Genomic DNA, 13,336 nt, shown 5'->3' on the forward strand with positions numbered 1-13,336 from the left:
GGACCCCTTCCCATGGCCGATGCCCCCGCCGGCAAGGTGACCTTCGTCGGTGCCGGCCCCGGTGCCGCCGATCTGCTGACGTTTCGCGCGGCGCGTGCCATCGCCGAGGCGGACGTCGTGATCTGGGCCGCCAGCCTCGTCCAGGAGGAGGTCCTCACGCACGCGCGCGTGGACGCCGAGATCCTCGACTCGGCGGCGATGTCCCTGGAGGACGTCGTGGCCGTGTACCGGCGCGCGTCCGAGGAGGGCCTGCGCGTGGCCCGTATCCACTCCGGTGACCCGGCGCTGTGGGGCGGTACGCAGGAGCAGGTGGACCGGTGTGCCGAGATCGGCATCGAGACCGAGATCGTGCCCGGCGTGTCGTCCTTCTCCGCCGTGGCCGCGCTCGCGCAGCGGGAGCTGACCATCCCGGAGGTCGCGCAGTCGGTCGTGCTGACCCGGCTCGGCGGCGGCAAGACGCCGATGCCGCCCGGTGAGGAGGTCCGGGAGTTCGCCCGGCACGGCACGACCATGGCGGTGTTCCTGTCGGCGGCCCGCAGCGGCCAGCTGGTGCGGGAGCTGCTGGAGGGCGGCTACCCGACGGACACGCCGGTCGTCGTCGCGTACCAGGCGACCTGGCCGGAGGAGCTGATCGTGAAGTGCACGATCGCCACGCTGGAGGAGACGGTCAAGGAGCACAAGCTCTGGAAGCACACGCTGTTCCTGGTCGGCCCGGCCCTCGACGCGCACGGCACCCGCTCGCACCTGTACCACCCCGGTCACTTCCACGGCTACCGCAAGGCGGACCCGGAGGCCCGCAAGGCCCTGCGCACGCGGGGTGCGAGCACGTGATCACAGTCGCCGGTACGGGCACGGGGGCGCCGCTTCCCGGGGACGTGCTCGCCGGGGCCGGTCTCGTCGTCGGCGGGCGCCGGCACCTGGACGCCGCGCGGCTGCCGGACACGGCGGAGCGGGTCGTCCTCGGGCCGCTGGCCCCCGCGCTGGACGCCGTGGCCCGGCACCTGGACAAGGGCGGGGTGGACGGGCGGGTGGTCGTGCTCGCCTCCGGGGACCCCGGCTTCTTCGGGATCGTGCGGGCGCTGGCCGAACGCTTCGGCCCGGACCGGCTGGACGTACGGCCCGGGGTGTCGTCCGTGGCCGCCGCGTTCGCGCGGCTGGGGCTGCCGTGGGACGACGCCGTGGTCGTGAGTGCGCACGGGCGGGACCTGCGCACCGCGGTGAACGTGTGCCGGGCGCGGCCCAAGGTCGCCGTGCTGACCGGCCCCGGGGCGGGCCCCGCCGAGCTGGGCGCCGAACTCGCCTTCTGCGGGCGGGTCCTGGTGGTCGCGTCGGCGCTGGGCTCGGCGGACGAGCGCGTCGAGCGGGTCACGCCCGCGGAGGCCGCCGCCCGGGACTGGGGCGCGGACGTCAGCGTGGTGCTGTGCCTGGACGAGGCGCGGGCGCTGGGCGGGGTCCGTACCGTCGCCGGACCCCCGGCGCCGCCCGCGGGATGGGCGCTGGAGGAGGCCGCGTTCGCGCACCGCGACTCGATGATCACCAAGTTCGAGGTGCGGGCGCTGGCCCTGGCCCGGCTGGGGCCGCGCCTCGGCGACCTCGTGTGGGACATCGGCGCGGGCTCGGGTTCCGTCGCCGTCGAGTGCGCCCGGCTCGGCGCGGCCGTCACCGCCGTCGAGCAGACCGCGGACGGCGTGGAACGCGTCCGCGCCAACGCCGCCACGCACGGTGTCGACGTGCGCGTGGTGCACGGGGCGGCGCCCACGGTGCTGTCCGACCTCGCCGACCCCGACGCCGTGTTCGTCGGCGGCGGTGGCCGCGAGCTGCCCGGGATCGTCACGGCCTGCGCGCGGCGCGCCCGGCGGACGGTCGTCGTGGCGCTGGCCGCGCTGGACCGGGTGCCGGCCGTGCGGGACGCGCTGACCCGGGCCGGGCTCGACTGCGACGGGGTGCTGCTGCAGTCGTCGCGGCTCGCGCCGCTGCCGGGGGACGTGACCCGGCTGGCGGCCACCAATCCCGTTTTCCTGCTGTGGGGCGACAGGCCCCGGGCGCGTACCGAAGGAGTTGCTCAGTGATCGGCCTCATTTCCGCCACCGCGGCGGGGGCGGCGGCGCGCGACCGGCTGGCCGCGGCCTGGCCGGACCGCACGCGCGTGTACGACGGGCCCGCCGGGGACTCCGTACGGGCCGCGTTCGCGGAGTGCGAGCAGCTCGTGTGCTTCCTGGCGACCGGCGCGGTGGTGCGGCTGATCGCGCCGCTGCTGTCCGGCAAGGAGGCCGACCCGGGCGTGGTGTGCGTGGACGAGAGCGGGCGGTACGCCGTGTCGCTGGTCGGCGGGCACGGGGGCGGCGCCAACGCACTCGCTCACGAGGTGGGTGAGGTGCTCGGCGCCGAGCCGGTGGTGACGACGGCGACGGACGCCGTGGGGGTGCCCGGCCTCGACACGCTCGGGCTGCCGGCCGAGGGGGACGTCGCGGGGGTCTCCCGGGCGCTGCTGGACGGGGAGGCGGTCGCGCTGCGCGCCGAGGTCCCCTGGCCGCTGCCCGCGCTGCCCGTGGCCGCGGACGGCCCGTACACCATCCGCCTGACGGACCGACAGGTGGCGGCGGGCGAGCGCGAGGTCGTGCTCCGGCCGCCCTCCCTCGTCGTCGGTGTGGGCGCCTCCAGCGGTGCCCCCGTGGACGAGGTGCTGGGGCTGGTCGAGGCGGCGCTGCGGGACGCCGGACTCTCGGTGCGCAGTGTGGCCGAGCTGGCCACCGTGGACGCCAAGGCCGGGGAGCCCGGCATCGTGTCGGCCGCCGAGCGGCTCGGCGTGCCCCTCGTGACGTACTCCGCCGAGGAGCTGGCCGGGGTGGCCGTGCCCAATCCCTCCGACGCGCCGCTCGCCGCCGTCGGCACGCCCTCCGTCGCCGAGGCCGCCGCCCTCGCGCGCGGCGGTGAACTGCTCGTCCCCAAGCGGAAGTCCGCGCGCGCCGACGGGCGGCCCGCGATGGCGACCTGTGCCGTCGTACGGCGGCCGGGGCGCGGCCGGCTCGCGGTCGTCGGGCTCGGACCCGGCGCCCGCGACCTGCTCACCCCGCGCGCCAGGGCGGAGCTGCGCCGGGCGGCCGTGCTCGTCGGGCTCGACCAGTACGTCGACCAGATCCGCGACCTGCTGCGGCCCGGCACCCGCGTCCTGGAGTCGGGGCTGGGCGCCGAGGAGGAGCGGGCCCGCACCGCGGTCGAGGAGGCCCGGCGCGGGCAGGCCGTCGCGCTCATCGGCAGCGGCGACGCGGGCGTCTACGCGATGGCCTCCCCCGCGCTCGCCGAGGCGTCCGACGACATCGACGTGATCGGCGTGCCCGGTGTGACGGCGGCGCTCGCGGCCGGGGCGATCCTCGGCGCGCCGCTCGGCCACGACCACGTGTCGATCAGCCTGTCGGACCTGCACACGCCGTGGGAGGTCATCGAGCGGCGGGTGCGGGCGGCGGCCGAGGCGGATCTCGTCGTGACGTTCTACAACCCGCGCAGCCGGGGCCGCCACTGGCAGCTGCCGAAGGCGCTCGGCATCCTCGCGGAGCACCGGGAGCCCGGCACGCCGGTCGGTGTCGTCCGCAACGCGTCACGGCCGGACGAGTCCAGCCGGCTGACGACCCTGGCCGCGCTGGACCCGGCGACGGTCGACATGATGACCGTCGTCACCGTCGGCAACACGGCGACGCGTGAGATCGCGGGCCGCATGGTGACGCCGCGCGGCTACCGCTGGCAGCAGGACCCCGAGGAGGAGACCCGGTGAACCGTGTGGTCCACCCCATCGAGCAGGAGTCCTTCCGGCGGCTGCGCGCCCGCCTGGACACCTCGCACTTCCCGCCGCTGACCCGGGCGGTCGTGGAACGCGTCGTCCACTCCTCCGCCGACCTCGGCTACGCCGGTGAACTCGTCATGGACGAGGGCGATCTGGTGACGGCGCACGCCGCGCTGCACGCCGGGGCGCCGGTCGTCGTGGACGTGGAGATGGTCGCGGCGGGCATCACGCGCCGCGACACGGTCTGCCGTCTGGGGGACGCCGTGGCCACCGGGGGCCTGACGCGTTCGGCGCAGGCGATGCGTCTGGCGTACGAGCAGGTCGGGCCGGGCGCGCTGTGGGTGATCGGCTGTGCGCCGACCGCCCTGGAGGAGCTGCTGACCCTGGACGCCTCCCCGGCGCTCGTCATCGGTCTGCCCGTCGGTTTCGTCGGGGCGGCCGAGTCCAAGGCCGCGTTGCGCGAGAGCGGGCTGCCCGCCGTGAGCAACGTGTCCGAGAAGGGCGGCTCGGCGGTCGCCGCCGCCGCGCTCAACGCCCTGCTGTACCACCCCACCACCGAGGAGAAACCGTGACCACCCCGCCCGCCCTGCTCATCGCCGGCCACGGCACCCGGGACGAGGCCGGAGCCGAGGCGTTCCGCGACTTCGTCCGGGAGCTGGGCCGCCGCAACCCCCGACTGCCCGTCGCGGGCGGCTTCATCGAGCTGTCCCCGCCGCCGCTGGGCGAGGCGGTGACCGCGCTCGTGGAGGGCGGGGTGCGCCGGTTCGCGGCCGTGCCGCTGATGCTGGTGTCCGCCGGCCACGCCAAGGGCGACATCCCGGCGGCGCTGGCCCGCGAGAAGGAGCGCCACCCCGGCATCTCCTACACGTACGGCCGTCCGCTGGGCCCGCATCCGGCGCTGCTGAGCGTGCTGGAGCGGCGCCTGGACGAGGCGCTGGGCGGCACGGGCCGCACGCCGCAGGACCGGTCCGACGTGACGGTGCTGCTGGTGGGGCGCGGCTCGACCGACCCCGACGCCAACGCCGAGGTGCACAAGGCGGCCCGGCTGCTGTGGGAGGGGCGCGGTTACGCGGGCGTGGAGACGGCGTTCGTGTCGCTGGCGGCGCCGGACGTGCCGAGCGGCCTCGACCGGTGCGTGCGGCTCGGGGCGCGGCGGATCGTCGTGCTGCCGTACTTCCTGTTCACCGGGATCCTGCCGGACCGGGTGCGGCAGCAGACGGAGGGCTGGGCGGACGCGCACCCCGGTGTCGACGTGCGGTCGGCGGACGTCATCGGCCCGGAGCCGGAGCTGCTGGACCTGGTGATGGAGCGGTACGCGGAGGCCGTCGAGGGCGATCTGCGGATGAACTGCGACTCGTGCGTGTACCGCATCGCGCTGCCGGGCTTCGAGGACAAGGTGGGCATGCCGCAGCAGCCGCACTTCCACCCGGACGACGACGGGCACCACCACCACGGCGGGCACACGCACTCCCATGCCCACTGAGGCGTCCGCAGCGGGCGGGCACGACCTGCGGCACCACGGGGACGCCGAGGTGCGCGACGACGGCGCCGAGCTGGTGGACCTCGCCGTGAACGTCCGCGCGCACACCCCGCCGGACTGGCTGCGGGAGACCGTCGCGGGCTCACTGGGCAGGCTCGCGGCGTATCCGGACGGCCGGGCGGCGCGGGCGGCGGTGGCGGGGCGGCACGGGCTGCCACCGGAGCGGGTGCTGCTGACGGCGGGTGCCGCCGAGGCGTTCGTGCTGCTGGCCCGCGCCCTGAAGGCGCGCCGGCCGGTCGTGGTGCACCCGCAGTTCACGGAGCCGGAGGCGGCGCTGCGGAACGCCGGGCACTCCGTGGGCCGGGTGCTGCTGCGGGCCTCGGACGGCTTCCGGCTGGACCCGGCGGCCGTGCCCGGGGACGCCGACCTGGTGGTGATCGGCAACCCGACGAACCCGACGTCGGTGCTGCACCCGGCCGACGGCATCGCCGGGCTCGCCCGGCCCGGGCGCACGCTCGTGGTCGACGAGGCGTTCATGGACGCGGTGCCGGGCGAGCGGGAGGCGCTGGCGGGGCGCACCGACGTGCCGGGACTGGTCGTGCTGCGCAGCCTCACCAAGACGTGGGGCCTGGCGGGGCTGCGCATCGGTTACGTCCTGGCCGCACCCGGGACGATCGCGGAGCTGGAGCGGGCCCAGCCGCTGTGGCCGGTGTCCACCCCGGCGCTCGCGGCGGCCGAGGCGTGCGTGAGTCCCCGCGCCCTGGCCGAGGCGGCGCACGCGGCGCACCGCGTCGCCGCCGACCGGGACCATCTCCTGGCGGGCCTCGCGCGGTTCGCCCCGGACGGGGTCCGGGCCGTGACGCCCGCCGAGGGCCCTTTCGTCCTCGTGCGCCTGCCCCGCGCCGCCGCCGTCCGCCATCACCTGCGCGGCCTCGGCTTCGCGGTGCGGCGCGGGGACACCTTCCCCGGCCTGGGCGAGGAGTGGCTGCGCCTCGCGGTCCGGGACAGGACCACGACGGACGCCTTCCTGCGGGCCCTGGAGCGGGCGACGGCGAGGGCGAAGGGCTGAGAAGGGCTGACGACCGGCCGCTGCGCCGTCAGCCCTCCGGGCCTAGCTCCTCTGCCGGCGGGCCATCGCCACCGCTCCCCCGCCCGCCGCCAGCAGCGCGACCGCGCCGCCCGCGATGTACGGCGTCCGGGAGTCGCCGCCCGTCTCGGCGAGGCCGGTGTCCCCGGCCGGGGCGCCCTGCGGCTTCACGGCGGGTGCCTCGGCGGACTCGCAGGTGGCTTCGGCGAGGGTCACCGTGCCCTGGACCTCGGCGACGTTCAGCTTCAGCGGGTTGACGGAGACCGTGAGCCGGAGGGCGGTGGCCGCGGCCGTGCGGGAGGTGGTCTCGCGCTCGGACAGGCCGAGCCGCACCTCGCCGACGCCGGGCACGCTCACATCGGTCGTGCCGCCGCCGGAGAGGGTCACGCGCTTGCCGAGCACGGTGACCGTGCCCAGCACGTTGGAGGAGGCGACCGGTGTCCGGCCGGTCACGCAGGTCGCCTTCGCGGTGACCTGCTCGACCTCGATGAGGGACAGCAGCGGCAGGCCCGGCACGTGCAGCCTGGCACGGGCGAGTTCGGTGGCGCCCTCCGCCCTGCCCGCGGTGGCCGTCGCCGTCGCGCGGGCCACGTCGGCGCGCAGCACGGTGAAGGGCTGCCCGCCGTCGACGCCGTCGAGGGTGGCCGTGAGGGCGGTCTTCTCGGCGCTGTGCGGCGCCCGCACCTCGTTGAGGGAGACCGCGAGCGGGACGTTCACGGTCTTGTTGAGCAGGGACACGTCGAGCGCGGCGCGCAGGACGACGGCGCTCGCGCGGCCGTGGTCACCGGTCGCGTGGGCGGAGCCGGCGCCGGCCAGGGCCGCGGGACCGGCGGCCAGGGCCGTGGCCGTCGCGACGGTGGCGAGACGGCGTGCGGGCATGCGGAACGTGTTGCCGTTCACGGTGGTGGGACCCCCAGGTGAGTCGTGCTCGGGACCCGGTAAGAATTACGCACGGAGAGTGAACGGTCAGCGATGCAGGGTGACTTCACTCCATCGGGGGTTTCCGCGCACCTTTTCGATTCTTCCGGCACGGACGTTCCCCTGGGCCCCTCTGGCCCCCTCCGCACGGGTGAGCGCGCGGAGGGCGCAGGAGGAGCGCGCGGCGAGCACGGGCGTCCCGGAGGCGGCGACGGAACGTCAACCCGGCACATCGATCGGTCCCGGCCCGCCACCCCCGGGTCCGCTACCCGACGACCCGCCCGTTCAGCACCACCCGGCGCGGCGCCGCCAGCACCCGTACGTCCGCCCGCGGGTCGGCCTCGTAGACGACCAGGTCGGCCGCCGCGCCCTCGTCCAGGCCCGGCCGGCCGAGCCAGGCGCGGGCGGCCCAGGTGCCCGCGGCGAGGGCGTCGACGGGCGGGATGCCGGCGGTGACCAGCTCGGCCACCTCGGCCGCGGCCAGCCCGTGCGGCAGGGAGCCGCCGGCGTCGGTGCCGACGAAGACGGGGATGCCGGCGTCGTAGGCGGAGCGCACGGTGTCGTAGCGGCGTTCGTGGAGCCGGCGCATGTGGGCCGACCAGCGCGGGAACTTGGCCTCGCCGCCGTCGGCGAGCTTCGGGAAGGTCGCGATGTTCACGAGGGTCGGCACGATGGCGACGCCCCGCTCGGCGAACAGCGGGACGAGGTCGTCGGTGAGGCCCGTGGCGTGCTCGACGCAGTCGATGCCGGCCTCCACGAGGTCCCGCAGGGAGTCCTCGGCGAAGCAGTGCGCGGTGACGCGGGCGCCCAGCCGGTGCGCCTCGGCGATGGCCGCCTCGACGGCGCCGCGCGGCCAGCAGGCGGACAGGTCGCCGAGGTCGCGGTCGATCCAGTCGCCGACCAGTTTGACCCAGCCGTCGCCGCGCCGGGCCTCCTGGGCGACGTACGCGACGAGGTCCTCGGGCTCGATCTCCCAGGCGTAGTTGCGGATGTAGCGGCGGGTGCGGGCGATGTGCCGGCCGGCCCGGACGATCTTCGGCAGGTCCTCGCGGTCGTCGATCCAGCGGGTGTCGGCCGGTGAACCGGCGTCGCGGATCAGCAGCGTGCCCGCGTCCCGGTCGGTGAGGGCCTGCTGCTCGGCGACCTCCTCGGGGACGGCCCCGTGCCGGTCGAGGCCGACGTGGCAGTGGGCGTCGACCAGGCCGGGCAGCGCCCAGCCCTCGACGGTCGTGACGTCCCGGGCCCCGGCGGGACGGTCGTAGGAGATCCGCCCGTCGATCACCCACAGCTCGTCCCGGACGTCCTCCGGTCCGACGAGCACCCGTCCCCTGACGTGCAGCACCGCGCGATCGCTCATACCCGGCACCCTAATGAGGCGCTACGAAGTCCTGCCCACCTGGTCCGGTGTCCCCTCCTCCACCTCGGCCATCGCCGGGTCGAGGAGGCGGGCGAGGAAGTGGCGGGTGCGTTCGTGGCGCGGGGAGCCGATGACGCGTTCCGGGGTGCCGTCCTCCACGACGACGCCGCCGTCCATGAAGACGACCCGGTCGGCGACCTCGCGGGCGAAGGTCATCTCGTGGGTGACGACCATCATCGTCATGCCCTCGTCGGCGAGCATGCGCATCACGGCGAGGACGTCGCCGACCAGCTCGGGGTCGAGCGCCGAGGTCGGCTCGTCGAACAGCATCACCTCGGGGTCCATGGCGAGCGCGCGGGCGATGGCGACGCGCTGCTGCTGGCCGCCGGACAGCGACGCCGGGTACGCGTCGGCCTTCTCGGCGAGGCCGACGCGCCGCAGGTTCTCGGCGGCCACCTGCGCGGCCCGCGCCTTGTCCCGGCGCAGCACCCGGCGCTGCGGCAGGGTGAGGTTCTCGGTGACGGTGAGGTGCGGGAAGAGGTTGAACTGCTGGAAGACCATGCCGATGCGGCGGCGCACGGCGTCGATGTCGACGTCGGGGTCGGTCAGTTCGGTGCCGCCGACGTGGACCTGCCCCTGGGTGGGCTCCTCCAGGAGGTTCACGCACCGCAGCAGCGTGGACTTGCCGGAGCCGGACGGGCCGATGACGCAGACGACCTCGCCCTGGCCGATGTCCAGGTCGATGCCGCGCAGGACGTGGTTGCCGCCGAAGGACTTGTGCAGGTCGCGTACCCGGATCTCGGGGCGCCCCGCAGGGGTGTTGTCGCTCATTTCACGGCCTCCTGGGCCTTCGCCTCCATGCGGCGTACGACGAAGCCGAGCGGGACGGTGACCAGCAGGTAGCACAGGCCGGCGACCAGGATCGGCGTGGAGTTGGCGGTGGTGCTGGCCAGGTCGCGGCCGAACTTGGACAGTTCGCGCTCGGCCAGGGTGACGCCGAGGAACAGCACCAGCGAGGAGTCCTTGAAGAGGACGACGAACTCGTTGGTGAGCGGCGGGAGGATGATCCGGAACGCCTGTGGGACGATGATCGAGACCATCGCGCGGGCCGGTGAGAACCCGAGCGAACGGGCCGCCTCCATCTGCCCCTTGGGTACGGCCTGGATGCCCGCGCGGATGGTCTCCGCCATGTACGCGGCGGCCACCAGGCCGAGCGCGAGGGCGACCTTGCCGTAGGTGCCGCCGACGATCTCCGTGCCGGGGAAGGCGAGCGGCACGGCCACGCCGATGAAGATGAAGATCAGCAGGGCGGGCAGGCCGCGGAAGATCTCGATGTAGATGCCGGCGAGCCAGCGGTAGGGGCCCACGGACGACAGCCGCATCAGGGCGACGACCATGCCGAGCACCAGTCCGACGGCGAAGCCGCTCACGGTGTAGAGCACGGTGTTCTTCAGCGCCAGCGTGATGACGTCCGGGAACATCTCCCGCGCGATGGCCGACTGGGCGAACTGGTTCTTCAGCCGTGCCCAGTCGGCCGCGACCGCGAAGGCGGTCACGGCCGCGACGAAGACGGCGTACTGCACGCCGCGCGACAGGCTGCGCCTCTGCCGCCGGGTCAGGCCCTTCTTCTTCGGGGACTTCTCCGGCCGGAGTGCGGTGTCCGCCTCGGTCATGAGGCGGCGGGCGACGCGGCGGACTCGTCGTACGGGCCGATCCACTTCTCGTACAGCTTCTTGTACGTGCCGTCCGCCCTGGCGTCCGCGAGGGCTTTGTTGATGGCCTCCCGCAGCTTGGTGTTGCCCTTCTTCACCGTGAAGCCGTACTGCTCGCCGGTGTCGATGTTGTCGGCGACCTCGAAGGCGCCGGCGTTGGCCTTGTCCTTCAGCCAGCCCTGGACGACCGGGTAGTCGATGACGACGGCCTTGACCTGGCCGGTGCGCAGGCCGTTGAGGACGGCGTCGGAGGACTCGAAGGAGACCGGGTCGAAGCCCTGCTTCTTGGCGTAGTCCTCGCCCGTGGTCTGCGCCTGGGCGCCCAGCTTGATCTTCTTGGCCTTCACGTCGGCGAGCGAGGCGACGCCGCTGTTCTTGCCGACCAGGACGGCCTGGGTGGCGTTGAAGTACGGGTCGGAGAAGTCGACGTTCTTCTTGCGCTCCTCGGTGATGGTCATGCCGGCGGCGGCCAGGTCGCACTGTCCGGAGTTGAGGAACGCGCCGGTCTTGAAGTTCTCGAACGGCGTGTCCACGATGTCCTGCTCGACGCCCAGGTCCTCGGCGACGAGGTCGATCAGGGCGACGTCGAAGCCCTGCACCTTGCCGTCGATCTCCGACTGGAAGGGCGGGTAGGGCAGGTGGGTGCAGGTGGTGAGCCGGCCCGCCTTGACGAGGTCGACACCGCCCGCGGCGGTCGTGGAGCCGCTGCCGCCGTCGTCGGTGGAGGTGCACGCCGCCACGAGCAGCAGCCCGGCCGTCGCGGTGGTGGCGGCCAGGATGCGCGTCCGGCGCCCGTGGAGCGTCTTCACTGGGGTCCTCCTGTGCGGGAACGGTGGGTTCCGATGATAAGGAGACCTTGGGGCTCCTCAAATCAAAACGATGGCGTACGGGTGGTCCGGCCTAAGAAGCCGACGGTCGCGGCGGGGCGGAGAGGGGCCGGTTACGCTCGTCGGTGTCCACTCCGTGACCGATGAGCCCGTCTCCGTGAGCGAAGAGAGCAGCGCCGTGACGACCCACCCCTTCCTCGATCTGACCCCGATGAGCGCCGCGCAGTTCGCCTCCGTCGAGGACCGCGTGGCCCGGCTGCTGGACACCCGCCAGGACGTCGTGATCATGCAGGGCGAGGCGCTGCTGCCGCTGGAGGGCGCGATCCGGGGCACGGCGGGGCCGGGCACGACCGCGCTGAACGTGATCACCGGTCCGTACGGCCGGACGTTCGGGGACTGGCTGCGGGACTGCGGCGCGAGTGTGATCGACCTGTCCGTGCCGTTCCACACGGCGGTCACGGCCGAGCAGGTCCGGGAGGCCTTCGCCGAGCACCCGGAGATCGACTTCGTGTCCCTGGTGCACGCCGAGGCCGCGACCGGCAACACCAACCCGGTCGCGGAGATCGGCGAGGTGGTGCGGGAGCACGGGGCGCTGTTCTACCTGGACGCCGTCGCCTCGGTCGCTGCGGAGCCGGTGCTGCCGGACGCCTGGGGCGTGGACCTGTGCGTGATCGGCGCGCAGAAGGCGATGGGCGGCCCGGCCGGGGTGTCGGCGGTGTCGGTGAGCGAGCGGGCCTGGGCGCGGATGGCGGCGAACCCGCGGGCTCCGCGCCGCTCCTACCTGTCGCTGCTCGACTGGAAGGAGCGCTGGATCGACGCCGGCCGCAAGGCGCTGCCGCACGCCCCGGCGCAGCTGGAGATGCTGGCGCTGGAGGCGTGCGTGGAGCGCATCGAGGAGGCGGGCCCGGAGACGGTGATGGCCCGGCACCGGTCGGCCGCGGCGGCGACCCGCGCGGGCGCGCTCGCGCTGGGCGGCGGCCTGGAGCCGTACGTGCACGACGCGCGGGACGCGGCGCCGGTGGCGACGACGCTGCGGGCGCCGTCGGGCGTGGTGGCCGCCGAGCTGGTGGCGCGGGCGCTGGAGTCCGACCCGATGCTGCCGCTGGCGGCGGGCGGGGGCGCGCTGGCCAAGGAGATGATCCGGGTCAACCACTACGGTCCCGAGGCTCGGCGCGGGGCGGTGCAGGGCAGCCTCGCCGCCCTGGGCGTGGCGCTCGCCGAGCAGGGCCTGGCCGTCGACCCGGACGCCGCCCGGCGTGCCGCGGAGGCCGCCTGGCAGTGACCGGCACCTGAATTCCATCGATTTATCTGGATACTCCAAGCGCATTTCTTGAATTCTCCGGAGAACAGCTTCCCGTATTCTTCTGCCCGCTTTCGCCGACCCTAAACACGAAGATTTCGAGAACGCGAATCGACGTAATCCGGGCAGCTAACGTGCTGCTTACATCGTTGTGACACGTTCCACATCGCCGTCGTTTTGCCCAGTATTTTCCGGACAAACAGCGGGTTTTCGGCGGGCCCTCGCCCGTCCGTACGCGCCCGCGTGATAACACATGTCGCGCGCATATGTAACCCCGTCCGGCGATGCAATTCGCAATTTCGCTGGGTAAATTCCATTTACATGACTGCCGCACAAGCAGACCTGCACACTTCTCGCCCGGAAATCCCGGACGGGCTGCGAATCGACCGCCCGGTGGTTGCGGACGGTGCGGAGCTCTGGCGTATCGCCAAGGACTCCGGGAAGCTCGACCTGAACTCCTCCTACAGCTACCTGCTGTGGTGCCGTGACTTCGCCGGGACCTCGGTGGTGGCGCGGGCGGCCGACGGACGGCCCGTCGGGTTCGTGACCGGATACCTGCGGCCGGACAGTCCGCGGACGCTGCTCGTGTGGCAGGTGGCCGTCGACTCCGCCCACCGCGGGCGCGGGCTGGCCGCCCGGCTGCTCGACGCGCTGACCCGGCGCGTCGCCGCCGAGCAGGGGCTGACCCGCGTCGAGACCACGATCACCCCGGGCAACACCGCGTCCGAGCGCCTCTTCGAGTCGTTCGCCGCACGGCACGGCGCGCGCGTCGAGCGCGAGGTGCTCTTCGGGGCGGACCACTTCCCCGACGGCCCGCACGACCCCGAAGTCCTCTACCGCATCGGTCCGCTCCCCGCGGTCCACTCCGCCTGACCCC

The 13,336-nt window shown here is 74.2% G+C and carries 13 protein-coding genes; 8 read left to right on the forward strand and 5 right to left on the reverse strand.

Translation table 11 applies throughout. From position 1 onward, the window contains the following. Nucleotides 1-12: 12 nt before the first annotated feature. From cobM to cobC, 6 genes are read left to right on the forward strand one after another with little or no spacing between them, the layout of a single operon-like run. Entirely contained in the window at nucleotides 13-831 is an 819-nt protein-coding gene (gene cobM, locus AB0M97_RS03840; RefSeq protein WP_365959103.1) for a precorrin-4 C(11)-methyltransferase, read from the forward strand. Next, nucleotides 828-2,069: a precorrin-6y C5,15-methyltransferase (decarboxylating) subunit CbiE gene (cbiE, locus tag AB0M97_RS03845; RefSeq protein WP_365959104.1), complete on the forward strand. Its 1,242-nt coding sequence runs from the start codon at nucleotides 828-830 to the stop codon at nucleotides 2,067-2,069. Before cobM ends, cbiE begins: the two co-directional genes overlap by 4 nt. Then, nucleotides 2,066-3,769, forward strand: a complete 1,704-nt coding sequence (gene cobJ / locus AB0M97_RS03850) for a precorrin-3B C(17)-methyltransferase (RefSeq protein ID WP_365959105.1) — start codon at nucleotides 2,066-2,068, stop codon at nucleotides 3,767-3,769. Before cbiE ends, cobJ begins: the two co-directional genes overlap by 4 nt. Beyond that, the gene (locus AB0M97_RS03855; protein WP_365959106.1) at nucleotides 3,766-4,350 is read left to right on the forward strand and encodes a precorrin-8X methylmutase; all 585 of its coding nucleotides are present in this window, start codon (nucleotides 3,766-3,768) and stop codon (nucleotides 4,348-4,350) included. Before cobJ ends, AB0M97_RS03855 begins: the two co-directional genes overlap by 4 nt. Further along, nucleotides 4,347-5,261: a sirohydrochlorin chelatase gene (locus AB0M97_RS03860; protein WP_365959107.1), complete on the forward strand. Its 915-nt coding sequence runs from the start codon at nucleotides 4,347-4,349 to the stop codon at nucleotides 5,259-5,261. The genes AB0M97_RS03855 and AB0M97_RS03860 overlap by 4 nt, the downstream gene beginning before the upstream one ends. Next, entirely contained in the window at nucleotides 5,251-6,327 is a 1,077-nt protein-coding gene (gene cobC / locus AB0M97_RS03865) for an Rv2231c family pyridoxal phosphate-dependent protein CobC (protein ID WP_365959108.1), read from the forward strand. Before AB0M97_RS03860 ends, cobC begins: the two co-directional genes overlap by 11 nt. 42 nt (nucleotides 6,328-6,369) lie before the next feature. Here the strand turns inward: cobC and AB0M97_RS03870 are convergent, their stop codons facing one another. From AB0M97_RS03870 to AB0M97_RS03890, 5 genes are all read right to left on the reverse strand, one after another. Continuing rightward, the gene (locus tag AB0M97_RS03870) at nucleotides 6,370-7,245 is read right to left on the reverse strand and encodes an SCO1860 family LAETG-anchored protein (protein WP_365959109.1); all 876 of its coding nucleotides are present in this window, start codon (nucleotides 7,243-7,245) and stop codon (nucleotides 6,370-6,372) included. Nucleotides 7,246-7,528: 283 nt separating this feature from the next. Further along, nucleotides 7,529-8,620, reverse strand: coding sequence for an amidohydrolase family protein (locus AB0M97_RS03875; protein WP_365959110.1), 1,092 nt, complete (start codon nucleotides 8,618-8,620; stop codon nucleotides 7,529-7,531). A gap of 21 nt (nucleotides 8,621-8,641) precedes the next feature. Further along, on the reverse strand, nucleotides 8,642-9,451 hold the full coding sequence (locus AB0M97_RS03880; protein ID WP_365959111.1) for an amino acid ABC transporter ATP-binding protein: 810 nt from the start codon (nucleotides 9,449-9,451) through the stop codon (nucleotides 8,642-8,644). Continuing rightward, nucleotides 9,448-10,293, reverse strand: a complete 846-nt coding sequence (locus AB0M97_RS03885) for an amino acid ABC transporter permease (RefSeq protein WP_365959112.1) — start codon at nucleotides 10,291-10,293, stop codon at nucleotides 9,448-9,450. The genes AB0M97_RS03880 and AB0M97_RS03885 overlap by 4 nt, the downstream gene beginning before the upstream one ends. After that, a complete protein-coding gene (locus AB0M97_RS03890; RefSeq protein ID WP_365959113.1) occupies nucleotides 10,290-11,141 on the reverse strand; it encodes a transporter substrate-binding domain-containing protein in 852 nt (283 codons plus the stop codon). The genes AB0M97_RS03885 and AB0M97_RS03890 overlap by 4 nt, the downstream gene beginning before the upstream one ends. Nucleotides 11,142-11,370: 229 nt before the next feature. Here AB0M97_RS03890 and AB0M97_RS03895 point away from each other — a divergent pair, with 229 nt between their 5' ends. Both AB0M97_RS03895 and ectA read left to right on the forward strand, forming a co-directional pair. After that, complete coding sequence (locus tag AB0M97_RS03895) at nucleotides 11,371-12,441, forward strand: aminotransferase class V-fold PLP-dependent enzyme (RefSeq protein ID WP_365959353.1); 1,071 nt, start codon at nucleotides 11,371-11,373, stop codon at nucleotides 12,439-12,441. Nucleotides 12,442-12,780: 339 nt separating this feature from the next. Beyond that, the gene (ectA, locus tag AB0M97_RS03900) at nucleotides 12,781-13,332 is read left to right on the forward strand and encodes a diaminobutyrate acetyltransferase (RefSeq protein WP_365959114.1); all 552 of its coding nucleotides are present in this window, start codon (nucleotides 12,781-12,783) and stop codon (nucleotides 13,330-13,332) included. Nucleotides 13,333-13,336: the final 4 nt, after the last annotated feature.

Source organism: Streptomyces sp. NPDC051207, assembly GCF_040682395.1.
Classification (GTDB): Bacteria; Actinomycetota; Actinomycetes; order Streptomycetales; family Streptomycetaceae; genus Streptomyces.